We start from the raw sequence: 23,977 nt of genomic DNA, 5'->3' as shown, positions 1-23,977 counted from the left end.
GCCGCGGCGGGCACGCCGTCCGGAACCTGTCCCCGGGGCGGCCCCGTCGCGGCGACGGTCAGTCGACGTACGACTCGAGCGTGCCGCGGCGCCGGACGTCGAGCGTGGCGCAGTGGAAGGAGCCGCCGAACGGCGCGTAGTGCAGCAGATCGCAGGGGATCGGCTCGAATCCCCACTTCTCGAGGGCGCGCAGCATGCCGGTGTGATGCCGCTCGGCGATCACCCGCTTCTCGTCGATCATGAGTACGTTCATGCTGAGCCACTTGCCGCACATCGACGTGATCCTGAGGAGGCGTTCGGAGATCGGGTCCGGTTCCGGGGCGACCAGGACGTCCCAGGAGCGCAGCACCTCGGGCAGGCGGTCGACGTCGACGTACTCGGGATTGACCAGGACCTTGCCGGGCGCCAGCAGCACGAACGTCGTGTCGATGTGCATGGGGGTACGGCAGCGGCTCTCGATCTCGTGGATCCGGTAGCCGGGCCCGAGATGCCGGCGCAGCCATTCGATCCCCATGCGATTGGTGACATTGCTCCGGGTGACGAACAGATCGCGTCCGGCGCGCACGAAATCGGCCGCGTCGAAGACCGGCTCGAACTCGGTGAGGATGTAGCGCATGGGCTCGCCGGGTTCCGGGACGCGGAAATCCTGCTCGAAGAGCTCGTCGGTGAGCTGCGGTCTGGGTGCGGCCGTCCAGCGTGCGCCGCGGCGGAAGTAGTCCTTGAGGATCGCCCGATAGGAATGCGTCTCGAAGTACCGGCACGGCCACGCCATCGGCGTCTCGATGATCTCGTCCCCGATCACGAGCATGCTGTCGCGCGGGCAGCTGTTGCAGAAACCGCGCGACGACCAGTCGGGGGTGGCGAAACGCTTCCGGTGGTCCACCGGGTCCGGCCGCCGGACGGTGACACCGAGCGTCTCCAGGAGAGCGACGAACTGATCGAGTTCGGTCTGCGCCTGCTCGACCAGCATCCGCGGGTAGGTGAAACCGGCGGCGAGGCCCTGCAGGCGCGCCGCCCACGGAGGAATGTTGCAGGTCACCACCGGATGGTTCGAGGGGATGGTCGCACCGTCGAGACGCCCGACGATGATCTCCTCCAGCGGATCCCACTCATTGTGCGAACCGACCGGCGAAACGACGGGTTCCGCTGCCTGCGCGGCAACTCCGGGCCTCTGCACCACCGACATGCTGCACCACTTTCGACACAGGAGTCAGTCACTCGATATAGCGAAAGTATTACTGAAAGTGAACACCAGTGCGTGGGTACCCGCGGCGGCCGCCCTCAATCGGCCTCCGGCTCGTCCGGGGCCGCGGACGTGATGTGGCTCAGCACGCACCGCCAGCGCCCGTCACGCTTCATGAACACATCCGTGGTCCACTCGTCCGCGTCGAAGCGCGTGCCCCGGTAGTGGGCCGTGTTCGTCACCCGGCCGGTCACCACCGCCGTGTCGCCGTACACCCGGATCCTCGGCCGCGTCACGAGGTCCATCGCGGAGTGGGTCAGGTCCCCGGACGCGACGAGGGACAGGAACTGCTCCTTCGAGGTGATCCCCGACTCGGAGACGATCACCCAGTCGTCGGCCATGAAACGCGCGATACGTCCCGCGTCGTCGGCTACGATCGCGGCCGCCCAGTCCTTCGCCTGCGCGAGAAGCCGGGCCTCGTCCTGCTCCTGCTCCCGCTCGCTGTCCGCGTCCATCCCCGTGTCCGCCCCCCTCAGTCGACCGGCCAGGTGTGCACCGGGGCGTTGAGGTGCATGTAGTCGATGTACTGCTGGGTCATCCGGCGCAGCGCCTCGTGCCGGCCGCAGTGCGCCGAGTCGTCGATGTGATGGAACATCTCCTTCTGCCACACCGCCCCGTTGCGCCCCGTCACACACCGCTGCTCGATGATGCCGAGCAGCGGCTCCCGCCAGGCGGCGTCCATGCCCGAGCGTTCCAGCCCCTGGTGCGCCAGCGGCAGCAGCCGCCGCAGGACGAGTTCGGTCACCGGCACCTCGCCCATGCCGGGCCAGTACAGGAGCGCCTCGATGCCGTGGCGTGCCGCCGTGTGCAGATTCTCCTCGGCGGCCGAGAAGGACATCCGCGACCACACCGGCCGCTCCTCCTCGACCAGGGCGCGGGTGAGCCCGTAGTAGAACGCGCCGTTGGCGAGCGTGTCGGCCACGGTCGGGCCGGCGGGCAGCACCCGGTTCTCCACCCGCACATGCGGCTTGTCGTGCGCGATGGCGTACACCGGGCGGTTCCAGCGGTAGATGGTGCCGTTGTGCAGGGTCAGCTCGGCCAGCTCCGGGATGTCGCCGCGGTCCAGCGTCTCCACCGGATCCTGGTCGTCGCACAGGGGGAGCAGCGCCGGGAAGTAGCGCAGGTTCTCCTCGAACAGGTCGAAGACGCTGTTGATCCAGCGTTCCCCGAACCACACCCGGGGCCGCACCCCCTGCACCTTGATCTCCTGCGGCCGGGTGTCGGTGGCCTGCTCGAACAGCGGGATGCGCGTCTCGTGCCACAGCTCCTTGCCGAACAGGAACGGGGAATTGGCCGCCAGCGCAACCTGGATCCCGGCGATCGCCTGGGCCGCGTTCCAGTAGTCCGCGAACTGCTCGGGGTAGACCTGCAGGTGGAACTGGGTGCTGGTGCAGGCGGCCTCCGGGGTGATGGTGTCCGCGTAGGTCCGCAGGCGGTCGGGACCGTCGATCTCGATGTGCAGGTCCTCGCCGCGCGCCGCGAAGATCTGGTCGTTGAGCAGCCGGTAGCGCGGGTTCTCGGACAGGGCCGCCTCGCCCACGTCCTCCTGCCGCAGCGTGGGCAGGATGCCGGACATGATCAGATGCGCGCCGACCGACCGGGCGCGCTCCTCGGCGTGGTTCAGCGCCGCGCGGATCTCCCGCTCCCAGTCGTCGGGGCCGCCCGCGGTGAGCCGGCGGGGCGCGATGTTGATCTCGAGGTTGAACCTGCCCAGCTCGGTGTCCCAGGCGGGGTCGGCGATCGCCTCCAGGACGTCGCTGTTGCGCATCGCGGGCTCCGCCCGGTCGTCGACCAGGTTCAGCTCGATCTCCAGCCCCACCTGAGGCCGCTCGGACTCGAATCGCGCCTCGCGCAGCATCTGGGCGAACGCGTCGAGGCACTCCTGCATCTTGATCCGGTACCGGCGGCGGTCCTCGCGGGTGAACACCAGCGCCGGGACGTCCCGTCCCATAGGTCAGCCTCCCGGGCCCCGTCCTACGGACACCTGTCCCCCCAAGCGTCGCACCCCGGCCCCACTCCGACCACCAGACGACCCACGGAATGCGCCGGGGCCCTCGGCCGGTGGGGGACCACCGGCCGAGGGCCCCGGGTGTCGTGTCGCTCGCTACCGGCCGACGCCCAGGCCCGCGTCGTCCGCCTCGGGCTCGTTCTCCGCCTTGAGGACCTTGTTCAGCAGCGTGAGGTCGTAGATGCCCTTCAGATCGGGCTTCTCCAGCAGGCCGGCCTTCACCGCGTGCGCCGCCTCGGTGCGCAAGGTGGCGGCCAGCGGGTCGTCGAGGAAGGTGATGGACTTCCACGCCGGGTCGAGCACCTCGGCGGGCAGCGCCTTCCCGGTCAGCTCCTCCAGCGCCTTGTTCGCGGACGCCTTCGCCTTCTCAGGGTTCGCCGCGATCCACTCGTTCGTCCTCACCGACCCCCGCAGCACGGCCTCGACGACATCCGGGTGCTCCTTGAGGAACTTCTGCGACACGATGATGTTCGTGATCACGAACTTCTTCTCCGGCCACAGATCCGCCTCGTCGAGCAGCACCTTCGCCCCGTCGGCGACCAGCTTGGACGCCGTCGGCTCCGGCACCCACGCACCGTCGATGGACCCCGCCTTGTAGGCGTCCGGCGTCACCTTGTTGTCCGAGCGGACCACGGAGACGTCGCCCTTGCCGCTCTGCGGATCGACCTTCCAGCCCTTCTCCGCGATCCAGTTGAGGAAGGCGACGTCCTGGGTGTTGCCGTGCTGGGGCGTCGCGATCTTCTTGCCCTTGAGGTCGTCCTCGGACTTGATCCTGTCCGGGTTGACGACGAGCTTCACCCCGCCGGAGGCGGAACCGCCGATGATCCGCAGATTCCTGCCGTTCGACTTGGTGTAGCCGTTGATGGCGGGGGAGGGGCCGATCCAGCCGATGTCGATGGAGCCGGCGTTCAGCGCCTCGATCTCGGAGGGGCCGGCGTTGAAGGTCGCCGTCTTGATCCGGGTCCCGCCGAGCTCCTTCTGGAGCAGACCTTCCTGGACGCCCACCAGGGCCGTGCCGTGCGTGAGGTTGGGGAAGTAGCCGATCTTCACCTCGTCGGCGGAGAGCTTCTCGGCGTTCGCCGCCACCTCCGACTGCTTGCCGTCGTCCGTGGACTCGGATCCGTAGCCGCAGGCGGTGAGCAGCAGGGGCAGCGTCGCCGTGACGGCGAGGGCACGCAGGAAGGTGAGCGGTCTTGCGGCAGACACGAGGGTGTCCTCTCGAAGAAGGTGATCAGGGGGTACGGGCGCACATGCGCGGGCTCTCGAGTGATCTCAGACGAGCCGACACAGCGCGGTCGACGTACGGCCGAAGTCGATGTGACGCCGTGACGTCAGGAGCGGGAGCGTCCGTGCCGCGTGCTGATGCATGCTCAACGACCCCGCCTCCCCGGATCCCTAGTTCTCCTACCTGGTTGGTAGGGATAGTGGCAGAAGGAGGCGCCGGCCCCAAGAGGGTGTTCACATGGTGGACTCAGATGTTCAGGGGTTGATCCACGCTCCGGGCGTGTCCGCCAACGCCGAGACGTCGGAGGGCAGTTCTGCCGACGCGACGTCCGCCAGCGACACACCCTCCAGGATCTCCCGCACATTGCTCCGCAGAGCGATCCACAGCGGCAGCAGCGACTGCGCGGGCCCGGTGTACGACAGGTCCGGCGGGCGGACCCCGCGCACCGACACCAGCGGCCCGTCCACGACGCGGATGACATCGGCGATGCTGATCGACGCGGCGGGCCTGGCCAGCCGGTATCCGCCGTTTCCGCCGCGCTGGCTGAGGACGAGACCGCCGCGCCGCATGTCGTTCAGGATGCCTTCGAGGAACTTGTGCGGGATGTCCTGCGCCTCGGCGATCGCCTCGGCCTTGACGGGTGCGTCCTCCCTGGACGCGGCGAGCTCCAGTGCGGCACGTACCGCGTAGTCCGCTCTGGCTGAGATCCGCATGTGCGCATTATCCCGCAGGTGCCGGCCGGCGTCGGCCGCGGCCGGCCGGGCACGGGCACCTGCGCGCCCTGCCCGGCCGGCCGGTGTCCTCAGGCCGCCGCGGGCGTGTAGTGGGAGGCGTCGTCGCCCTCGACGACGTGACTGCGCCTCCCGTCGACGCCGACCGGGACGTCACCGGCGACGGTCACCCGGTGCAGCAGCCGCGGCAGGTCGCCGTAGTCGTCCGGGGCGTAGTGCTGGGTGATGCGGTTGTCGAACAGCACCAGGTCGCCCGGCGTCCACACCACCCGCACGATGTTCTCCGGGCGGGTGACGTACGCCTGGAGGATGCGCAGCACGTCCCGCGACTCGGACGCGCTCAGCCCGACGACGCTCTGCGCGAAGCCGCCGATGAACAGCCCCCGCTCCCCGGTCTCCGGGTGGACGCGCACCACCGGGTGCGCGGTGCGGTACTTCCGGGAGACGAACCGGCGGCGGTGTTCGGCCGCCTTCTCGGTCTTCGGAGCGGCGTAGTCGTAATCGTTGGTGTGCACCGCCCACAGCCTGTCCGCCAGCTCCCGCAGCGGCTCGGGCAGATCCCGGTACGCCGCCGCCGCGTCGGCGATGAGCGTGTTGCCGCCGTAGGGCGGGACCACGATGCTGCGCAGCGTGGACGCCTTCGGCGGCGTACGGACGAAGGTGACGTCGGTGTGCCACTGGTTGGCCCGGATGCCCTCCTCGCCGTCCACGGGCAGGATGTGGGGCCGGCCCTCGACGGACGGCACCGTGGGGTGCGCGGTGGTCAGCTCCCCGAAGAGGGAGGCGAAGCGCAGCTGGCCGGCGTCGTCGAGGTTCTGGTCGCGGAAGACCAGGGCCTTGTGCTCCAGGAGCGCCGAGTTGATCTCGGCGACGACGGCGGGGTCGAGGTCCGCGGCGAGGTCCACGCCGAGGATCTCGGCGCCGATGCGCCCGCCGATCCTGCGGATGTCGAAAGCGGTACCGGTGGTCATGGGGTGTGTCCTTTCAGCGGGCACCACGGGGGTGCGGATCGGGCTGTGCGTCAGGAATCCGAGTCAGGAATCCGAGCGTCAGGATCTGTGTGTCAGGAAACGGTGGGCAGGACCGCGCCTTCGGGCGCCCCTGCGGGGCGGGCGAGCCCGTAGTGCTCGCGCAGGGTGCGGCCGGTGTACTCGGTGCGGAACAGTCCGCGCCGCTGGAGGATCGGCACCACGTGGTCGACGAAGTCCTCCAGGCCGCCCGGCAGCAGCGGCGGCATGATGTTGAAACCGTCGGCGGCGCCCTGTGTGAACCACTCCTCGAGCTGGTCGGCGACCTGCTCGGGCGTGCCGGCGAAGACCCGGTGCCCGCGCCCGGCGCCGAGGCGGGCGATCAGCTCGCGCAGGGTGAGACGGTCCCGCCGGGCGAGCTCGGCGACGAGCGTGAAGCGGGACTTGTTGCCGTTGATGTCCCGCTCCTCGGGCAGGTCCGGCAGCGGCCCGTCGAGCGGCAGCCCGGTCAGGTCGGTGCCGAGCATCCCGGACAGCTGGGCGAGTCCGTACTCGGGGACCTGCAGTTCGGTGAGCTCCCGTTCCAGGGCCCGCGCCTGAGCCTCCGTCGCGCCGAGCACGGGGGCGATGCCGGGCAGGACCAGCAGCTGGTCCTCGGTACGGCCGTGGCGGGCCAGCCGGGACTTGAGGTCCTTGTAGAACGCCTGGCCGTCGGCGAGCGTCTGCTGGGCGGTGAAGACCGCTTCGGCGTACTGGGCGGCGAACTCCTTGCCGTCCTCCGACGACCCGGCCTGCACCAGCAGCGGGTGACCCTGCGGCGAGCGGGGCACGTTCAGCGGCCCCTGCACCCCGAAGTGCTCTCCGCGGTGGTCGATCGCCCGCACCCGGTCCGTGTCGGCGTAGATGCCGCGCGCCCGGTCGAGCACGATCGCGTCGTCCGCCCAGCTGTCCCACAGCCGGGTGGCCACCTCGACGAACTCCCGGGCCCGCGCGTAGCGCAGCCGGTGCTCCAGGTGCTCGTCCTGCCCGAAGTTGCGGGCCTCGTGCACCGTGCCCGAGGTGACGATGTTCCATCCTGCCCGGCCCCCGCTGAGGTGATCCAGGGAGGCGAACTTGCGGGCGACGTGGAACGGTTCGTTGAACGTGGTGGAGACGGTGGCGATCAGGCCGACGTGCTCGGTGACCGCCGCGAGGGCGGACAGCAGGGTGAGCGGTTCGAAGCCGCCGAGGGCGTTGTACCGGACGTTCCCCCACAGGGCGAGGCCGTCGGCGAGGAACACCGAGTCGAGCAGGCCGCGTTCGGCGGTCGCCGCCAGGTGCTGGAAGTAGCGCAGGTCGGTGACGCGCTCCGGCCGGGTGTGCGGATGCCGCCAGGCGGCGTCGTGGTGGCCGGCGTTCATCAGGAAGGCATTGAGGTGCAGTTGACGGGGGTGGGGCGCGGTCATGGCGATCCTCGGAAGGGGTGGCGGGACGACGAAGGGGCAGGGCGCCGGGTCAGCCGGCGAGCGGTACGCGCCAGGAGCTGAGCCGTCGCTCCACGGCCACCAGGAACTGGTTGAACGCCACGCCGATGGCGGAGATCGTGACGATGCCCGCGTACATCTGCGGGATCGCGAAGTTGAACTGCGAGGCGTTGATGAGATAGCCGAGGCCGGCCTTGGCGCCGATCATCTCGGCGGCCACCAGCACCAGGATGGACACCGCCCCCGCCAGCCGGATGCCGGTGAACATCACGGGCACCGACGACGGCAGGATCACCTTCTGGAACAGCCGGGGAGCGGACAGGTCCATCGACCTCGCCAGCTTCAGCAGGGTCGGGTCGACGGTGCGCACGGCGCTGATGGTGTTCAGCAGGATCGGCCAGGTGCAGGCGTACACCACGATGGAGATCTTCGACGTCTCGCCGATGCCCAGGAGCAGCACGAACACCGGCAGCAGGGCCAGCGCGGCGGTGTTGCGGAAGACCTCCAGGAGCGGGCCGAGGAGGTCGGCGAGGCGCCGGTACCAGCCGATCAGCAGACCGAGCGGCACCGCGATCGCCACCGCCAGACCGAAGCCGCTGAACGAACGCACCAGGCTGGCCTTGGTGTTGTCGAGGAGCTGACCGTCGCCGGCCAGCCCCCACCAGGCGCGGGCCACCTCGCTGAACGGCGGCAGGAAGGTGCGGTCGACCAGACCGAGCCGGGGCGCGGTCTCCCACAGCACCAGCAGGGCGATGACGGCGGCCGACCTGGCCGCGGCGTGCACCAGCAGATACGGCAGCCGGCGGACCGCACCCAGCAGCCGGGCCGACGGGGACGCGACCGGGCGCGCGGGCGCCTTCGCCGGCGTGTCCCCCGTGCGGTGAGCGGCCGGGGCGGAGAGGGTGCGGGCCGACGAGTCCGCGGGGGCGGTCTTCTCGGGAGCCGTACCGGTCGTCGTGGGGCTCATACGGAAGCCTCTTCCTTCTCCAACTGCTGGGCCCTGGCCACCTCGTCGTGCAGCAGCGACCAGATCTCGTGCCGGTGGCGGGCGAACTCGGGGCTGGAGCGCGGGTCGTCCGTGGCCGTGCGGTCGCCGAGCTCCACCCGCACGATCTGCTTGATGCGGCCCGGCCGGGAGGTCATCACGGCGACGCGCTGCCCCAGGTAGACGGCCTCGTCGATGCCGTGGGTGATGAAGACGACGGTCTTGCCGGTGCGTTGCCAGATGCGCAGCAGTTCGTCCTGCAGCGACTCCCGGGTCTGGGCGTCCAGCGCGGCGAACGGCTCGTCCATCAGCAGCACGTCCGGGTCGTAGGCGAGGGCCCGGGCGATCGCCACCCGCTGCCGCATGCCGCCCGACAGCTCGTGCGGATGGCGGTCCTCGAATCCGGCGAGGCCCACCAGATCGAGGAACTCCCATGCCCGGCCCGCGCGTTCACGGCGCGGTACGCCGGTGGCCTCCAGGCCGAACTCGACGTTGCCCTGGGCGGTGCGCCACGGCAGCAGCGCGTACTGCTGGAACACGATGCCCCGGTCCAGGCCCGGACCGGTGACGGGCCTGCCGTCCAGCAGGATCCGTCCGCCGTCGGGAGTGGTGAGACCGCCGAGCAGATCGAGCAGGGTCGACTTCCCGCAGCCGCTCGGGCCGACCAGCACGGTGAACTCGCCGGGTGCGATCTCCAGATCGATACCGTCGAGGGCGGTCAACCGGGTGGCCCGCGGCTCTGCCGTGGGCCGGGCGCCGCGGCCTCGTCCGCCCCGGTCCTTGACCGTGAAGTCCTTGCGCACCTGCTCCAGTACGAGCTTGGGCGCGGCGGACGGCGTGGAGGGGGTCACGGGATCAGCTTCCCTTCGTCGTGGCGGCGGGCCGTGCGCTGCCCCTGCCGGCCTCGTTGAAGTCATTGGTGAACAGATCGGCCGGCCTGACCTGGTTCTTGTCGATGTCGCCGCGCTCGGCCAGCCAGTCGATCCACAGCTGCAGTTCCTTGCCGGTGATCCGGCCGCCCGCCTCGGCGACGCCGTAGGACCGCCAGTACTTCAGTGGCGCGGGGTCCTCGTTGCGGCGGCGCCTGTTCACGATGTCCGTCATCCGGGCGACGACCTCTTCGCGGGGCGTGGAACGCGACCAGTCGAGGGCCCGCCCGACCCCGGTGACGAAGACGCGGGCCGTGTCGGGGTTCTGTTGCAGGAACCGGTTCGTCATCACATAGGTGCCGGCGCTGAACGAGCCGAGGAGCTGGTGATCCGTGAACAGCGGGCGTATTCCGCCCTTCTCCAGCGCCTTGTCGCGCAGCATCCCGCCGAGCACCGCCACGTCGATCTGCTTCTGCCGCAGCGCCTGCTCCGTATTGACCGGGGGAACCACCAACGGTTCCACCTCGTCGATCTCGGCGTCGGAGAGTCCCTTGCGCCGCAGATAGATGTCGAGCAGTGCCTCGGAGTGCCCTCCGAGGGTGTTCATCCCGACCTTCTTGCCGAGCAGGTCCCGAGGTGAGCGGACGGCACTGTCCTCGAGGACGTAAAAGCCGTTGTAGGCATGCCTGTCGGCTCCGTAGTAGCTGATGACGGCCTTGATGGGGGCGTTGTTCGCGGCCAGTTTGACGACCGCGCCGTTGAACGCCCCGCCGAAGTCCACCTGGCCGGTGGCGGCGGACTGGATGTCCTGCGGACCACTGATCGTGTTGCCGACCCACTCCAGTTTCACGTCCTCCAAATAGCCCAGGTCCGCGGCCAGTTCGGCCACGGTCACCTGGCCGGCCCAGCCCTGGTACCGCAGCGTCCTGGTCTGTCCCTTGCCGGAGGGGGCACCGGTGGCGGCACCGCAGCCCACGGACACCGCCGAAAGGCCGAGCAGAGTGAGGAACTGGCGTCTCGTCGATGCCGTAGTGGCCATGAAAAGGTCCCTGTCCGAGAGCGAGAGAGCGGCTGAGAAAACCACCCGGAATTACTGAGCGGAGCGAGCGAAAGGAGAGAAGCAATTCCTGCTCGCAGTCATGAGAGAACCAGCGGCCCCGGACCGGGTCAACGCCTCACCGGCGGACGTCGCACACTCTCAACACCGCGACATACAAGTGAAGTACACCGTTCACAAAGCGTCAGACAGGAAGAACGAAAGGAGGATATGCGCCGTTGAGGAAATGGTCGCCGACATCGCGGAGCCGGTCGGCGGCCGGCTCGTACAGCGCGTGGGTGCGGGCATTGCGCCAGAAACGATCGAAGCCCAGTCGCGCGGACATCGACGGCGCGCCGACGACGTCGAGAGCGCGGGCGGCGCATTCCTGCGCCGCCCGCGAGGCGGCGGCCTCCGCCATGCTCACGAGCACGGAGGCTTCCGCGTACTCGTCGTAGCTGAGTTCCTCCCCGCGCGCCAGCGCCCGCTGCACGGCGTCCAGCGCCTGACCGGCGAGCGCGGAGGCGGAACGGGTGAGCACCGTCAGCTCGCCGTAGACGGTCAGGGTGTACGGGTCGTGTCCCGATGCCGCGGGCCGGACGGGATCCCAGGACGGCCCGCCCGCCCGGCGGTACTCGCGGGCCTCGGCCAGCACGCCCTCGGCGAGCCCCAGGCGCAGCTGCACGGACAGCAGCCGTCCCACCGGCGACAGCAGCGCGGCCCTCGGCGCCATGTCCTCCTCGTCGGCGGCCAGGGACCCGAGGATGTCGTCCTCGGTCACCGGCACGGCGTCGAACTCCACGCTCCCGCCGCCCGCGAGCCGCTGCCCGAAGGTGCCGGTGTCCCCGCCGACCGCCACCCCCGCGCACGCGGGATCGACGACGACGGCCACCGGCTCACCGGTGTCCGCCCGCACCGCCCGCACGGCGAGGACGTCGGCGACCAGCACCCCCGTGGCATAGCTCTGCCGGCCGTCGAGCACATGGCCGCCGCCCTTCCGCGTCAGTGTCGGAGGCGGTGCCTGGTGGGCGAGACCCCCGCCCCAGCACCACTGCAGTGCCGCGGACCGCGACAGGAGCCGCGCCGTGCGGGAGGAGCCGGAGAGGAACCGGGCGCTGAGCGACAGGAAGTAGTGGCAGCCGAGCAGCTGACCGACGGCGCCGTCGGCCGCGGCGATCTCCCGCACCACGGCGCACGCCGTACCCCACTCCGTACCGTCTCCGTCCTGTCCGGCCGGCGGGACGAGGGTGAGCAGACCTGCCTCGCGCAGCCGGGACACCTCGTCGAAAGGGGCCTTGCCCGCCTGCTCCCTGGCGGCGGCGTCCGTGGCCAGATCGTCCGCCGTCTCGCGGGCCACCCGCAGCCAGTGCGCCCGGCTCGGCACCGCCCGGTCGAAGTCCGGGACGGCGACGGACGGCCCAGGGGGTGTGCCCATGGAGATGGTCTCCTCGAAGTCGGCCGGCCCTCATCCTGCGCAGCGGCGCCGGGCACCGTCAACGCTTCCCTAGTAAATCGATAGGAAAAGTAGGGTGACGGGGCCCGGCCGGAGGGCTGATCGGGTGATATGCCCGGTGTGCGGCCCCGTCGGCTCGCGTCGTGGCGACGGCTGCGCTAGTGTCGATCTTGGCCGCACCGGAGAAAACCCTTCGGCGGGCCGCGCGTTGGTGGTCCAAGGCAAGACGCCCCGCTTCCCGCGGGGAGATGCAGGTGCAAGGCCTGCCCAGCGCTCCGGAGACGACGAACCCCGGCTCACCGCCGCAAGCGGGAGCCGGGGTTCGTCGCGTCCGAGGGACGGGAGCCCGGGTTCGTCGCCGTCCGTCCTTGACTCGGCACCGCCGGCTGCGGCCCCGGTTGCCGCTGCCGCCGGGCCGATACGGCGCGGCGCGGTGCTCAGGCCGCGCTCTCGCCGTCCTCGAGACCGTCACCGATGCCGTCGAAGCCTCGGGCGACGCCGGCGCCCGCACCCGGCAGACGGGCCGCCCCGGCCGTCGGGGCCTCACCCGCCGGCGCCGCGTGCGCGCCGTCGGCCGCCGCGGCCGGCTTGCGGAGCAGCAGCAGGGCCGCGTCGTCGTGCAGCCGGCCGCCCACGTGGTGCAGCAGCTCCTCGTGCAGCGCGGCGACGGTCCGGTCCGGCTCGTCGTAGAGGTGCCGGGCCAGTCCCTCCGCGAGCGGATAGAACTCACGGTCGGCGTCCCGCGCCTCGGTGACCCCGTCGGTGTAGAGCAGCAGCCGGTCCCCGTCGGTGAACGGCAGCGAGTGCAGGTCGGGTGTCTCTCCCGACAGGGCGCGCAGTCCCAGCGGCGGTGCGGGCCGGGCGGGCTCCAGCGGTGTCACCTCGGAGCCCCGCACCAGCAGAGGGGGCGCGTGGCCGCAGTTGACGACCTCCAGGCGTCCGCTGCCCGGGTAGCCGGCGACCACCGCGGTGACGAAGTCGTCGTGTCCGAGGTTCCGGGCCAGGCTGCGTTCGATCCTGCTGACCACGTCGAGGAGGTCGGGCTCGTCATGGGCCGCCTCGCGGAAGACACCGAGAACGAGCGCCGCGGTGCCCACGGCCGGCAGCCCCTTGCCGCGCACGTCACCGACGATGAGCCGCACGCCGTGCGGGGTCGGGATCAGCGCGTAGAGGTCGCCGCCGATCCGGGCCTCGGCCGCGGCGGCGCTGTAGTGGACGGCGACCTCGAAGGGCCCCACCGTGCCGGGAACCGGGGCGAGCAGGGCGTGCTGTGCGGTCTCGGCGACCGAGCGGACGGCGGCGAGCACGCGCTCGCGGCGCCCCCGCAGCGCGCTGGCCAGCGCGCTGGCCCCCGTGACGGTCACCAGCGCGGCGAGGATGACGGTCAGCTCCCTGCCCGGTACGCCGTCGCGGATCCCGGTCAGCGCGCCGACGAACCCGGCGAACAGGCCGACGCCGACCACTCCGCGCCATCCGCTCGTCGCGGCCGCCAGCGCGGGACCGGCCGCCAGCAGGGGAAGCCAGATCATTCCGGTCCCGCCGAGGACGTCGACGAGGACGATGAGGCAGACGATCAGGACGGGGAGCGCGGCCGTACCGCCGGCCCAGTGTGCGAGGGCGCGTGTCCGGGACGACGACCCGTGGCCTGGCCTCCTGTTCCTCTTCCTGTCCCGTCGAATCGGCAGATGGTCGCCACCGTGCAGTCGGCCATGCCTCATATGTCGTCCGCAGTCCTCACCGTTCACTGACGTACGCCGTCAAGAATATGTCTGCTTATATTCAAGCAAACCTGGATATTTCTCGTGTCACAAGGGTGCCGTTTTCAGATAGTGAGAGACAAGCCCCTCGTGATCCGGCCGGCCGCGCCGCCCGGGGTGCCGGTGGCGGTCGTTCACGGATGCCTGCGTGTACGCCCCGGTGGGCGATTCGTGATGATTTACGGTGATCCGATGCGACGTGTGCCTCGGTGGGCCCTGCTCTCGTCGGGATGTGCGCCCGTGGTGCTGACCGGGGGATGGGTGGTCGCGGGCCGGCTGGAGGGAGGCTCCTACGACCCCGCCACTCAGACGATCAGCGTGCTGGCCGCGGACGGCGCGGCCGGGGCATGGGTGATGACCGCGGCCCTGGTCGCCCTCGGCCTCTGCCATCTGGTGACCGCCTGGGCGCTGCGCCCGGCCGCGCTCCCCGGACGGGTGGCCCTGGGATGCGGTGGCGTGGCGGCGCTGGTGGTGGCCCTGTTCCCGGCGCCGAGCAGCGGGGGGTCGCTGCAGCACGGCTCGGTCGCGGCGGTCGGGTTCGCGCTGCTCGCCGTGTGGCCGGTCCTGGCCTTCGATCCCGATGGCAGGGCACCCTGGGGGCTGCGCCGCGTGCCCTGCTTCGCGGCGACCGCGGTGATGGGGGCCGGTGCCGTCTGGTTCCTGATCGAGATACAGGGACACGGCGCGATCGGCGCCGCCGAACGCTTTGTGACGTTCGTTCAGTCCGTGTGGCCGTTCATGGTCGTCGCGTCCTGCGTACGCCACAAGCGTCCGGCCGAGTCACGACTGTGACGGGCGCCGGGCTCAGACCTTCGCCCGGTACGCCCGCATCGCCAGCGGAGCGAACACGGCAGCTATGCCCACGGCCCACACCAGCGACCACAGCACCGGCTCCGCCACCGGCCCGCCGACCAGCAGCCCGCGGTACGCGTCGGACAGATGCGTGACCGGGTTGACGTCGCTCCACGCCTGCAGCCAGCCCGGCATCGTGTCGACGACGACGAACGCGCTGCTGGCGAAGGTGATCGGAAAGATCACCGTGAACGAGAACGCCTGCACCTTCTCCGGGTCGCCCGCGAGCATCCCGATGAGCACCGCGCTCCACGAGGCCGCCGCCGCGAACACGACCAGCAGCAGCGCGCCCAGCAGGAAACCCCCGAACCCTCCGGTCACCCGGAAGCCCATCAGCATCCCGATGCCGATCATCAGCAGCATCGCCCACACATGCTTGGTGAGGTCGGCGGTGATCCGGCCGATCAGCGGCGCCGACCGGGCGATGGGCAGGCTGCGCAGCCGGTCGAACACGCCCTTGGTCAGATCGGTGTTCAGCGCCATGGCCGTGTACACCGTCATGAACAGGGTGTTCTGGACGATGATCCCCGGCAGCGCGTACATCAGATACGCCTCCGACGACCCCGCCATCTGGCCCCCCAGCACATAGGTGAACAGGAACACGAACATGATCGGTGTGACGCTGTAGTCGACGAGCTCCAGCGGGTTGTGCTTCACCGCCACCAGGCTGCGCCACGCCATCGTCAGGGTCTGGCTCACCCACGCCAGGGGCCGCACCCGGCCCGACGCCGTGAGCGGGGCGGCGATCGTCGCGCCGGTCACAGCGAACTCACCGCCTTCTCCAGCTCGGACGCCTCCCGGCTCTCGCCGTCCGCCGAGCCGTCGCCGTCGGCCTGCGGCTCCGCCCGGTGACCGGTCAGGGCGAGGAAGACCTCGTCCAGCGAGGAGCGCCGCAACGCCAGCTCGCCGACCCGGATGCCGGCCCCGTCCAGCCGGCGCACCACCGTCGGCATCAGCTCCGGATCCTTCACCGGGACCGTGATCACCTCGCCCTCGATCCGGGTGTCCGGCCCGGCCGTCTCCGTCACGAGCCCGTGCACGGCGGCGAGGTCCCCGGCGTCGAGCGGCCGGACCTCCAGCACCTGACCGCCCACCTCGGACTTCAGCTGGTCGGGAGTGCCCTCGGCGATCACCCGGCCCTTGTCGATCACCACGATGTCGTCGGCGAGCACATCGGCTTCGTTCAGGTACTGCGTGGTCAGCAGCGCGGTGGTGCCCTCGGCCACCAGGCCGCGCAGCATGTCCCACAGCTCCCCGCGGCTGTGCGGGTCGAGGCCGGTCGTGGGCTCGTCCAGGAACAGGATGCTGGGCCGCCCGACGAGACTGGCCGCGAGGTCGAGGCGCCGCCGCATACCTCCGGAGAACGTCTTCACCGCACGCCCCGCGGCGTCGCTGAGCCGGAACCGGTCCAGCAGCTCGCGCGCCCGCGCTCGTGCGTCCCGCCTGCTCATCCCCAGCAGACGGCCGATGAGCAGCAGGTTCTCCGTGCCGGTGAGATTCTCGTCGACCGCCGCGTACTGGCCGGTGAGACCGATCAGCGCACGGACGGCGGCGGCTTCCTCGACGACGTCGTGGCCCGCCACCCTCGCGCGTCCGCCGTCGGGCGGCAGCAGCGTGGCGAAGATCCGCACGGCGGTCGTCTTGCCCGCCCCGTTCGGACCGAGCAGCCCCAGCACCGAACCGGTCCGGGCCGCAAGATCCACCCCCGCCAGGGCCTCGGTCTCTTTGAACCGCTTGACCAGGCCTTCCGCCTGGATCGCGTAGGTCATGGGATTCCCCTTGAGACTTCGCGCTGTCGCGGACGTCGCGGTTCGGCGCCCACCTCTCCCACAACTGTGACGCACACCACTGACATTCCTCCCGGCGAGGCCCGACGGCACCGACGGCACCGACGGCACCGAGGCCGGCGGTGGACCCACGCGACGGGCTCGGCTCAGGCGCCGGCGGCCGTCTGTCCCCGCAGGGCCGCGAGCAGCCAGTCGTGGGCCGCACCCGGCGTCGGCTCCGGGGGCCTCCCCGGCGCGGTAGTCACCACGGCCGCCAGCTCCCAGTACCCGTCGAGCCGCGGGTCGGCCGCGAGCTCCCCGGCCAGCACGCGACGGAAGGCCGGCGTGTCCCGGGTGCCGTACGCATCGGCGTACGCGGCGACGAAGCCGTCCAGTGCCTCACCGGCGCCCGGCTGCCGGCCCCGGCGCATCTGCGTGCCCGCCAGCTCGTACGCCTCGGCGAGCCCCGCGTACAGCACGGCCGCCCCGCCGGCCCGGGCGGCCCGGTGCGCGGCGGGCTGTGGCCGCTCGCCGACCGAGCAGGGGCGGGTCACCAGGGCGTGCAGCCGGGCGAAGGCCAGCACCTGGGCGGGATCCGGCTCGTCCGGCAGGTGCGGCACGGCCACCTCCAGGAACGCACCGACCGAACGGGCCGGCATCCGCGGCGGCAGCCAGCCCCGCCAGAAGCGGGCCAGCGGCGCCGTGCTCGGCGGCACGGTCAGCGAGCCGATCAGCCGCAGCCGGTCGGCCCGCTCGCCGGGCGGGCACTCGTGGACCAGCCGCAGCGCCGCCTCCCGCCACCGCAGCGCCCTCAGTTCGGAGCCGAGCGCGCGCAGCCGTACGGCGACGGCGTCCTCCAGCGCGCCGCCCGTCCCGCCCCGCTCCTCGTCCGCGCCCCGCTCGTCCTGCTCCGCGAGGATCCGGCGCACCTCGGGCACGGGTACGTCGAGGGTGCGCAAGGAACGGATGAGGCGGAGCCGCTCGAGTGCGTCGGGGCCGTAGCGGCGGTGTCCGCCCGCGCTGCGGGAGGCCTCCGGCAGCAGCCCGCGGTCGGAGTAGAAGCGGATCGTCTTGACGGTCACGCCCGCGTGCACGGCGAGTTCGCCGATGCTCCACAAGCCGTCGTGCGCCATGGACAGTTGAACCTCCCTCAGGGGGAGTTCCTACCGTACCGGCGAGCGCGGCCCGGTGATCGAGCCGGGGCCGCGGACGACGACCTGCCGAGGAGCGACCCATGACCGTATTCATCCTGGTGTCCGGCGTGTTCACCGGCCCCCACGTATGGCGGGACACGGCCGCGCGGCTGACCGCCGCGGGCGCCGACGTGCACGCGGTCGCCCTCACCGGCCTCGGCGCCGCCCGGAGCGCCGCGCCGTCCGGCATCTCCCTGGAGACGCACATCGCGGACGTGACCGCGGCGATCGACGCGGTGGACCCGGCCGACGCGCGGGACATCGTGCTGGTGGGCCACGACTACGGCATCCACCCGGCCGTGGGCGCCGCCGACCGCAGGCCGCGGCGCATCACCCGCATCGTCCACCTGGACGCGGGCATACCGCAGGACGGCGTCCCGCCCCTGGCCGCCGTGCCCGACGGCACGCTGCGCGCCCAACTGGCCGCACGCGCCGAGAGCGCGGGACCCGACGGGGAGGTGCCGCCGCCGGCCCGTGACGACTGGTCGCGCTGGGGCAGCACGGCAGGCCTGTCCGACGCCGCGCTGGACCGGCTCACCGCCCTCGCCGCACCGCACCCGCTCGGCACCCTGCTCCAACCCCTGCGCCTGACGGGCGCCGGGGCCTCGCTGCCCACGACCGGCGTGCTGTGCACGGGCAACGGCGTCAGCATCGAGATGGTGCAGAGGCTGGTCGACTTCGGCGACCCCGCACTGCAGGCCCTCACCCGCCCCGAGGTGACCTTCTTCGAACTCGCCACCGGACACTGGCCGATGCTGTCCTGCCCCGCCGAGCTGGCGGAGGTCCTGCTGAAGTCCGCCGCCGGTGAAGGACACCGGCTGGAGCCGGCCGGCACCTCACAACCCCCGGCACATCTGCGCCCGTTCCTGCTGGACGTGCCCGAACGCCCCCGTGAGCGCCGGGGCAACGTCGACCTCTACTTCCCCGACGGCGAGGGCCCGCACCCCGCGGTGATCTTCGTGCACGGCGGCCCGGTCCCGGCCGACGCCCGCCCCACCCCGCGCGACTGGCCGACCCTGCAGGGCTACGCCCGGTACACGGCCGCCGAGGAAGCGGTGGGCGTCACCCTCGACCACCGCCTGCACGACGTGTCCGACTACGAGCGTGCCGCCGCGGACGTGGCCGCCGCCGTCGAACTGGTCCGGCAGGACCCGCGGGTCGACGCGGACCGCATCGCCCTGTGGTTCTTCTCCGGCGGCGGCCTGCTCGCCGCGGACTGGCTCGCCGCATCCCCGCCGTGGCTGCGCTGCCTGGCGGCCAGTTACCCCGTCCTCGCGCCGCTGCCCAACTGGGGCCTGAACGACAGCAGATTCCACCCGGCGGCCGCCGTGGCCGCCGCCGCGGAGGTCCCGCCCCTCGTCCTCACCCGCGTGGGCCGGGAGTCCCCCGAGATCGCCGCCACGGTGGAGCACTTCCTCGCCGCGGCCGGGGACCGGGAGCCGGGCGTCGAGGTGATCGACGTACCGAACGGCCACCACGCCTTCGAGACCCTCGACCGGACCGACGAGTCACGTGAGGCCGTCCGGCGGGCGATGCGCGCGGTGCTGGCCCGTCTGCGCCGACCGGACGGACGGGGCCGGAACGCGCCCGACGCGCGCTAGCCCGCCTCGCGGGCCAGCACCCGGCGGGCCGCCTCGGCCTCCGCCGCCGACGGTGACAACTCGTCGAGGGTGTCCAGCTCGTCGTCGCTCTCCAGCTCGCTCTCCCAGGCCGCCGCGAGCCGCTCCTGCTCCTCGCGGGGTGCGGAGCTGACGCTCTCCCGGTGCTCGGGGTCCAGTGCCGCCAGGAATCGTCCGACGGGGTCGGTCACCATGCCGTGCTCCTTGTCCTGATGAGTGAGGCCTTCCGGGTCCCGGTGAGTGGGGTCCCTTCCGGCCAGCATGACCAGGGGCCTTGGTGCCGCCCGCCCGACACGGCCCGGCGACACCCTGATGGCCGCTCACAGGTCCAGTCTCCCGCTTGCCTCGACTATCGAATATCGATAGGTTTCCATCGTCATTCGATCGAGAGGTGCTGCCGTCATGCCGAGAACAGTCGACCCTTCCGACCGACCGGGCGGGGTCGCCCGCACGGACGTCCTGGTGGTCGGGGCCGGCCTGGCCGGACTGCACGTCGCCACCCTGCTCGCCCGGCGAGGCCACGACGTGCTGCTGGCCGAACGGCGGGCCGGCCTCGCCGGGGCGATCCGCACCACCGGGATCTTCGTGCGCAAGACGCTCGACGACTTCCCGCTGCCCGCCGAGCATCTCGGCCCGCCGATCCGGCGCGTGGTGCTCTACCCGCCCGGCCTGCACCGCCCGGTCGACCTGGTCAGCGACCGTGACGAGTACCGGGTGGGCGACATGGCGCCGCTCTACGAAGCGGCGGCGGCCGACGCGGCCGGCGCCGGCGTACGCGTGGCGCTGGGCACCCGCTACGCGGGCCGGCAGGGCGACACCGTCCGCCTGATCGGCCGCGACGGATCGACGGCGGTCCGCGCACGCTTCGTCGTCGGCGCCGACGGAGCCCGCTCGACGGTCGCCCGCGACCTCGGCCTGGACCGCAACGAGCACCTGCTGGTCGGTGCCGAGGAGGTCTTCGCGGTCCCCGCGCACGGCGAACCGCCCACCTTCCACTGCGTCCTCGACCCCTCGCTCGCCCCCGGCTACCTGGCCTGGGTGGTCAACGACGGGCAGCACGCCCACGTCGGCGTCGCCGGCTATGCCGACCGCTTCCCGCAGGGCCTGCGCGGGGCGCTGACGCGGTTCAGTGCCTCAGCGCCCGGACTGGACGGCGTGCCGCGTCCCGACGTCGTGGAGCGACGGGGCGGGCCGATACCCGTGGGTGGCGTACTGCGCCGCATCAGCTGCGCCGACGGGCTCCTGGTGGGCGATGCGGCGGGCGCCGTCTCTCCCCTGACGGCCGGTGGCCTGGATCCGTGCCTGCGGCTCTCGGAGCTGGCCGCCACCGTCCTGGACGAGGCGCTGCGCTCCGGCAGCGCGGCGCCGCTGGCCCGCTACAGCGGGGCCGCACTGCGTGCGGAGTTCCGCGGACGCCTCACCCTGCGCCGAGGGCTCGGCCTCGTCAGAACGCCGGCCGCGGCGACGGCGGCGTTCGCCCTGCTGCGCACGCCGCCCGGCCGGGCCGCGGCCGGCCGCGTCCTCTTCGGCGACCGGTCCTTCCCGACCCAGGCCGGCGCACTGAGCCGGGCATGAGGACGGTGCGGGCAACGGCCCTCCGTGCGGCTACTCGTCCTCCGTCCGCAGGAACGCGGTGACCGCCTCCGTGAACGCGGCAGGCGCCTCCTGGTGGACCAGGTGCCCGACCGGGATGGTGACGACGCGTCCGCCGGGAATGCGGCGGGCCATCTCGGCGATGCCGTCCTGAGGCACATGGCTGCGGGGCCCGCCGGCCACGAGAAGGGTCCGCGCGGTGATCCGGCCGAGCCGTTCGAGCCACACGGGATCGGGCCGGTCGATCTGCCGTCTGACGGCCTCCACCACCGCCCAGTCGAAGGTCAGGTCGCCCTCCGGCCTGCTCAGGGCCCGCGGCTCCCGGGGCCGGGGGACCGGCACGTCCTCCAGGACGAGGCGGCGCACGCGTGCCGGACGGTCCTGCGCGAACAGATACGCGACCACGCCGCCCAGGGAGTGCCCGACCAGGTCCACGGCATCCAGCTCCAGCGTGTCGAGGAAGCGCCGCAGGTCGTCCCGCATGAGTTCAGCGAGTAGGTGCCGGGCCAGTCGCTGTGGCCGTGCCCGCGCAGGTCGAGGGCGTACACCCGCCGGCCGCGGGCCAGGGCGGGCAGCACCGGCGCCCAGTCGGTGGCGTTCTCGCCCAGCGCGTGCACCAGGACCAGCGGGGGAGCGTTCGGCGGTCCCGTGACCTGAAAGGCCAGGCGGAGACCGCCCACGTCGACGAACTCGTGCTCAGGCATGTCCGGGGGAAGGGCGGGCCGGGGCGGGCGGCGGGTCACAGGCCGGTGACCTTGGCGCCGGCCGAGATGTCGTAGACGAGGGTGACGGTGCGCCGGCCACCGGGGGCCAGGGGGATGTTCCAGCGGACGATCCCGTCCGGGTCGATCGCGTCCGGTGCGGGGGAGCAGGACTCCTTGCGCAGGCGTACCTCCACCGCCGAGATCTCGGAGACCGGAATGCGTTCCCGGAGGACGATCACCCTTTCGTCCTGTTCCGTGGGGGCGGAGAAGCGGGACAGGTGCAGCCGGACCGTCCGGGTGGTGACGGTCCGCCCGGTGAGGCCGGCCGTGTCACGCTTCTCCTCGGTGTCCCGCACGACGCGGTGGTCGTCGCGGCTGCCGAAGGCGAGGCGGACAGGCGCGCCGGGGGCGGTGAAGTCCAGCGTGCCCCGGCCGGTGAATCCGCTGCCGCGAACGAGGTCCACGGGCCCGGCCAGCAGCGCGTGCCCGGACAGGTTGTCGAACCGCACCACCTGGCCGACCAGAGGGGACAGCTCGGGGGAGCAGGCGTACTCACTGCTCGCGGCCGTGGTGAAGGAGGAGAGCGGCACCCGGTGGGCACGGCCGTCCGCTGGCACGGAGACCGGCGTGGGGGAGTGCAGCACGCGCACCTGGCCGCCGTCGTCCACGCCCGGCAGCCCGAGCACGGGCGTCGGACCCAGGTCCGCGATCTCCTCCTCGCGCAGCTCGACCTGCACGGTCCGGCGCTCGGCGGGAGACCGGTCCTCCAGCGTCAGCCGGTCCTCGCCGAGCCGGGGCGGTTCCGTCGCGCGGGCGGAGCGGGCCGTCGACAGGGTCAGCCGGACGTCCGACCAGTCCTCGCCGGTGCGTTGCCACACCACCGCCTCGGTGTCCAGGCTGAGCGAGTCCCCGTCGAGCACGGCCCGGTACGCGGGCCGCCACAGCGCACACGAGGTGAGGTGGCTCAGCCGCAGCCGGGCCGGCCCCGCGTCCGCGGCGTCGACGGTCAGCTCGATGTGGCCGACCAGCTCGGCGGGTTCGGTCTCGGCGAGGTCCAACGCCCGTTCGGCGTCGGAGAGTTCAGCGGCGAGGGCGGTCAGCCGGGCCTCCACCGTGCGCAGCCGCTCGCCGCAGCGGTCGCGTTCGTCGTCCACCCGGTCCAGTTCACGGCTCCACCGGGTCCGTTCCGTCTCTCCGGAGCCGGTGCCCTCGCCGATCTCCCGCAGCAGATCGGCGGCGAGCCGGCCGAGCAGATCGAGGCGGGCGTGCAGCCGGTCACGCTGCTGCCCCTGGGCCACCCGTTCCTCTTCGAGGGCTGCCGCGCGGTGGCGCAGGGCGGAGTCGTCCTCGGTGGGCCGCGGCCCGCGCGGCGTCCAGCTGCGGACGATCCGCACGTCGAGCACGGTCACCGGGTGGCCGGCGGTCACCTCGGCGTGCAGGGTGCGGTCGACGGCGAGGGCGCTGACCGGGCCGAGCCGCAGCCGCTGCGTGCCCGCCGCCAGCTCGAGCACGGCGGAGCGCTCGACGTGGGCGCGGTCCTCCAGGCAGGTGACGGCGGTGACGGGGAGAGCGATCGTCTCCGGTGTGGTGGACATGAGGTGTGTCAGCTCCTGCGGTTGCCGCCTGCCAGGGCCTTGCCGGCCGGGATACGGATGTCGTGGCCGCCGTCGAGAGCGGCGGTGCCCCCGGCGGGCAGCGCGACCCGCCACAGGCGGGTGCCCGGCGCGTGCTGCTCCGGTTCCGTGCCCGCCTCGGGTGCCGTCCAGTCGGCCCGCTCCTCGATGCGGATCTCCGGGTCCGAGGCAACCGGCACCCGCTCGCGCACCTCGACGGTCACCGGCACCGCGAGCCGGTTGGCCAGCTCCACGTGCACACGGTGCTCCAGCACGGTGACGTTGTTGCGCAGACCGGAGGTCGACTCGCGCAGGTTGGTCCGGCGTGTGACGGCGATGGCCTCGGCCGGCCCGAGCCCCACCCGGCACACACCGCCCGGGGCGAGCGTGGGCAGCGACGTGGTCGCCAGGAACTCCCCGTCCACGGTGACCTCCACCGGACCGGCCAGCAGCGCCTGGTCGGTTGCGTTGCCGAGAAGCAACGTCGCGTGGACGACCTCCTCCACCGACGGCACGCACACGTACTCGGTGCGCAGACTCACCGGGATCTCGGCGACGGTGACGGTGTGCCAGGTGCCGTCCGAGGGGATGTCGGCGCGGGCGGCGGCGTCGAACCGGTGGTCGAAGGAACCGGCCGACTCGCGGGGCCGCACGGCGTGTCCCGGCAGGGGCAGCGTGGCGACCCGCTCGGCGCGGCGGCGGTACTCGGCCGTCACCGGGTCGACGGCGGCACCGGGGAACAGCCGCCCCCGGCGCCCCTCCTGCTCGTCCGGCCCGCTCAGGACGAGGGCGGAGTAGTCCAGCTCGGCGCCGCTCGGCCGCGGCGGGCCCGCGGTGGGCGGCGCGGGCGGAGGCGCAGCGGTCCCGGCGGGCGCGGCGGGCGCCGGGGCGGCCCGGCC

The 23,977-nt window shown here is 72.3% G+C and carries 22 protein-coding genes and 1 pseudogene; 3 read left to right on the top strand and 20 right to left on the bottom strand.

The features are described from left to right. Positions 1-58: 58 nt before the first annotated feature. From AB0412_RS23630 to AB0412_RS23575, 12 genes are all read right to left on the bottom strand, one after another. The gene (locus AB0412_RS23630) at positions 59-1,186 is read right to left on the bottom strand and encodes an amidinotransferase (RefSeq protein WP_366404556.1); all 1,128 of its coding nucleotides are present in this window, start codon (positions 1,184-1,186) and stop codon (positions 59-61) included. A gap of 95 nt (positions 1,187-1,281) precedes the next feature. Continuing rightward, entirely contained in the window at positions 1,282-1,698 is a 417-nt protein-coding gene (locus AB0412_RS23625; protein WP_366404555.1) for a nuclear transport factor 2 family protein, read from the bottom strand. Positions 1,699-1,715: 17 nt separating this feature from the next. Then, the gene (locus AB0412_RS23620) at positions 1,716-3,194 is read right to left on the bottom strand and encodes a glutamate--cysteine ligase (RefSeq protein ID WP_366404554.1); all 1,479 of its coding nucleotides are present in this window, start codon (positions 3,192-3,194) and stop codon (positions 1,716-1,718) included. A 153-nt stretch (positions 3,195-3,347) separates the two neighbouring features. Next, on the bottom strand, positions 3,348-4,457 hold the full coding sequence (locus AB0412_RS23615; RefSeq protein WP_366404553.1) for an aliphatic sulfonate ABC transporter substrate-binding protein: 1,110 nt from the start codon (positions 4,455-4,457) through the stop codon (positions 3,348-3,350). A 273-nt stretch (positions 4,458-4,730) separates the two neighbouring features. Further along, positions 4,731-5,189: an Rrf2 family transcriptional regulator gene (locus AB0412_RS23610; RefSeq protein ID WP_366404552.1), complete on the bottom strand. Its 459-nt coding sequence runs from the start codon at positions 5,187-5,189 to the stop codon at positions 4,731-4,733. Between the two features lie 89 nt (positions 5,190-5,278). Next, a complete protein-coding gene (locus AB0412_RS23605) occupies positions 5,279-6,178 on the bottom strand; it encodes a TauD/TfdA family dioxygenase (protein WP_366404551.1) in 900 nt (299 codons plus the stop codon). 92 nt (positions 6,179-6,270) lie between these two features. After that, on the bottom strand, positions 6,271-7,620 hold the full coding sequence (locus AB0412_RS23600; RefSeq protein WP_366404550.1) for an LLM class flavin-dependent oxidoreductase: 1,350 nt from the start codon (positions 7,618-7,620) through the stop codon (positions 6,271-6,273). A 49-nt stretch (positions 7,621-7,669) separates the two neighbouring features. Next, positions 7,670-8,605 carry an ABC transporter permease gene (locus AB0412_RS23595; RefSeq protein ID WP_366404549.1) on the bottom strand — a complete coding sequence of 312 codons (936 nt, stop codon included), beginning with the start codon at positions 8,603-8,605 and terminating at the stop codon, positions 7,670-7,672. Then, positions 8,602-9,474, bottom strand: a complete 873-nt coding sequence (locus AB0412_RS23590; RefSeq protein ID WP_366404548.1) for an ABC transporter ATP-binding protein — start codon at positions 9,472-9,474, stop codon at positions 8,602-8,604. The genes AB0412_RS23595 and AB0412_RS23590 overlap by 4 nt, the downstream gene beginning before the upstream one ends. A gap of 4 nt (positions 9,475-9,478) precedes the next feature. Further along, complete coding sequence (locus AB0412_RS23585) at positions 9,479-10,531, bottom strand: ABC transporter substrate-binding protein (protein WP_366404547.1); 1,053 nt, start codon at positions 10,529-10,531, stop codon at positions 9,479-9,481. Between the two features lie 202 nt (positions 10,532-10,733). Next, the gene (locus tag AB0412_RS23580) at positions 10,734-11,963 is read right to left on the bottom strand and encodes an acyl-CoA dehydrogenase family protein (protein WP_366404546.1); all 1,230 of its coding nucleotides are present in this window, start codon (positions 11,961-11,963) and stop codon (positions 10,734-10,736) included. Positions 11,964-12,418: 455 nt separating this feature from the next. Beyond that, complete coding sequence (locus tag AB0412_RS23575; RefSeq protein WP_366404545.1) at positions 12,419-13,510, bottom strand: PP2C family protein-serine/threonine phosphatase; 1,092 nt, start codon at positions 13,508-13,510, stop codon at positions 12,419-12,421. Positions 13,511-13,930: 420 nt separating this feature from the next. Here AB0412_RS23575 and AB0412_RS23570 point away from each other — a divergent pair, with 420 nt between their 5' ends. Continuing rightward, positions 13,931-14,530: a DUF998 domain-containing protein gene (locus AB0412_RS23570; RefSeq protein WP_366404544.1), complete on the top strand. Its 600-nt coding sequence runs from the start codon at positions 13,931-13,933 to the stop codon at positions 14,528-14,530. Positions 14,531-14,542: 12 nt separating this feature from the next. Here AB0412_RS23570 and AB0412_RS23565 read toward each other — a convergent pair whose 3' ends face one another. From AB0412_RS23565 to AB0412_RS23555, 3 genes are all read right to left on the bottom strand, one after another. After that, entirely contained in the window at positions 14,543-15,352 is an 810-nt protein-coding gene (locus AB0412_RS23565; RefSeq protein ID WP_366404543.1) for an ABC transporter permease, read from the bottom strand. Next, positions 15,349-16,359 (bottom strand): ATP-binding cassette domain-containing protein, encoded by a 1,011-nt coding sequence (locus AB0412_RS23560; RefSeq protein WP_366404542.1) that lies wholly within the window; start codon positions 16,357-16,359, stop codon positions 15,349-15,351. Before AB0412_RS23560 ends, AB0412_RS23565 begins: the two co-directional genes overlap by 4 nt. Before the next feature lie 164 nt (positions 16,360-16,523). Next, entirely contained in the window at positions 16,524-17,495 is a 972-nt protein-coding gene (locus tag AB0412_RS23555; protein WP_366404661.1) for a MerR family transcriptional regulator, read from the bottom strand. Positions 17,496-17,590: 95 nt separating this feature from the next. On the opposite strand from AB0412_RS23555, the gene AB0412_RS23550 reads away from it, so the two are divergent. Beyond that, a complete protein-coding gene (locus AB0412_RS23550; protein WP_366404541.1) occupies positions 17,591-19,150 on the top strand; it encodes an alpha/beta fold hydrolase in 1,560 nt (519 codons plus the stop codon). On the opposite strand, the gene AB0412_RS23545 is transcribed toward AB0412_RS23550, so the two are convergent. Continuing rightward, on the bottom strand, positions 19,147-19,362 hold the full coding sequence (locus AB0412_RS23545; RefSeq protein WP_366404540.1) for a hypothetical protein: 216 nt from the start codon (positions 19,360-19,362) through the stop codon (positions 19,147-19,149). The genes AB0412_RS23550 and AB0412_RS23545 overlap by 4 nt on opposite strands. A gap of 208 nt (positions 19,363-19,570) precedes the next feature. Here AB0412_RS23545 and AB0412_RS23540 point away from each other — a divergent pair, with 208 nt between their 5' ends. Continuing rightward, a complete protein-coding gene (locus tag AB0412_RS23540) occupies positions 19,571-20,743 on the top strand; it encodes an NAD(P)/FAD-dependent oxidoreductase (protein ID WP_366404539.1) in 1,173 nt (390 codons plus the stop codon). Positions 20,744-20,773: 30 nt separating this feature from the next. Here the strand turns inward: AB0412_RS23540 and AB0412_RS23535 are convergent, their stop codons facing one another. From AB0412_RS23535 to AB0412_RS23520, 4 genes and pseudogenes are all read right to left on the bottom strand, one after another. Next, complete coding sequence (locus tag AB0412_RS23535; protein ID WP_366404538.1) at positions 20,774-21,244, bottom strand: alpha/beta hydrolase; 471 nt, start codon at positions 21,242-21,244, stop codon at positions 20,774-20,776. 74 nt (positions 21,245-21,318) lie between these two features. Beyond that, a pseudogene (locus AB0412_RS23530) lies at positions 21,319-21,465 on the bottom strand (alpha/beta hydrolase); the annotation flags it as partial. Between the two features lie 35 nt (positions 21,466-21,500). Next, complete coding sequence (locus AB0412_RS23525) at positions 21,501-23,060, bottom strand: mucoidy inhibitor MuiA family protein (RefSeq protein WP_366404537.1); 1,560 nt, start codon at positions 23,058-23,060, stop codon at positions 21,501-21,503. Positions 23,061-23,068: 8 nt separating this feature from the next. After that, a partial coding sequence (locus AB0412_RS23520) for a DUF4139 domain-containing protein (protein WP_366404536.1) occupies positions 23,069-23,977 on the bottom strand: 909 nt, incomplete at its 5' end.

Source organism: Streptomyces sp. NPDC052012, from assembly GCF_040689265.1.
Lineage (GTDB): Bacteria > Actinomycetota > Actinomycetes > Streptomycetales > Streptomycetaceae > Streptomyces.
The sequence above is the reverse complement of the archived record's forward strand: the minus strand, read 5'-3'. Positions and strand labels throughout refer to the sequence as shown.

Coding starts and splice junctions, on each gene's coding strand:
- AB0412_RS23630 (WP_366404556.1), bottom strand. CDS start 1,186: ATGTCGGTGGTGCAGAGGCCCGGAGTTGCCGCGCAGGCAGCGGAACCC.
- AB0412_RS23625 (WP_366404555.1), bottom strand. CDS start 1,698: ATGGACGCGGACAGCGAGCGGGAGCAGGAGCAGGACGAGGCCCGGCTT.
- AB0412_RS23620 (WP_366404554.1), bottom strand. CDS start 3,194: ATGGGACGGGACGTCCCGGCGCTGGTGTTCACCCGCGAGGACCGCCGC.
- AB0412_RS23610 (WP_366404552.1), bottom strand. CDS start 5,189: ATGCGGATCTCAGCCAGAGCGGACTACGCGGTACGTGCCGCACTGGAG.
- AB0412_RS23605 (WP_366404551.1), bottom strand. CDS start 6,178: ATGACCACCGGTACCGCTTTCGACATCCGCAGGATCGGCGGGCGCATC.
- AB0412_RS23600 (WP_366404550.1), bottom strand. CDS start 7,620: ATGACCGCGCCCCACCCCCGTCAACTGCACCTCAATGCCTTCCTGATG.
- AB0412_RS23595 (WP_366404549.1), bottom strand. CDS start 8,605: ATGAGCCCCACGACGACCGGTACGGCTCCCGAGAAGACCGCCCCCGCG.
- AB0412_RS23585 (WP_366404547.1), bottom strand. CDS start 10,531: ATGGCCACTACGGCATCGACGAGACGCCAGTTCCTCACTCTGCTCGGC.
- AB0412_RS23580 (WP_366404546.1), bottom strand. CDS start 11,963: ATGGGCACACCCCCTGGGCCGTCCGTCGCCGTCCCGGACTTCGACCGG.
- AB0412_RS23575 (WP_366404545.1), bottom strand. CDS start 13,510: ATGATCTGGCTTCCCCTGCTGGCGGCCGGTCCCGCGCTGGCGGCCGCG.
- AB0412_RS23570 (WP_366404544.1), top strand. CDS start 13,931: ATGCGACGTGTGCCTCGGTGGGCCCTGCTCTCGTCGGGATGTGCGCCC.
- AB0412_RS23560 (WP_366404542.1), bottom strand. CDS start 16,359: ATGACCTACGCGATCCAGGCGGAAGGCCTGGTCAAGCGGTTCAAAGAG.
- AB0412_RS23550 (WP_366404541.1), top strand. CDS start 17,591: ATGACCGTATTCATCCTGGTGTCCGGCGTGTTCACCGGCCCCCACGTA.
- AB0412_RS23545 (WP_366404540.1), bottom strand. CDS start 19,362: ATGGTGACCGACCCCGTCGGACGATTCCTGGCGGCACTGGACCCCGAG.
- AB0412_RS23540 (WP_366404539.1), top strand. CDS start 19,571: ATGCCGAGAACAGTCGACCCTTCCGACCGACCGGGCGGGGTCGCCCGC.
- AB0412_RS23535 (WP_366404538.1), bottom strand. CDS start 21,244: ATGCGGGACGACCTGCGGCGCTTCCTCGACACGCTGGAGCTGGATGCC.
- AB0412_RS23525 (WP_366404537.1), bottom strand. CDS start 23,060: ATGTCCACCACACCGGAGACGATCGCTCTCCCCGTCACCGCCGTCACC.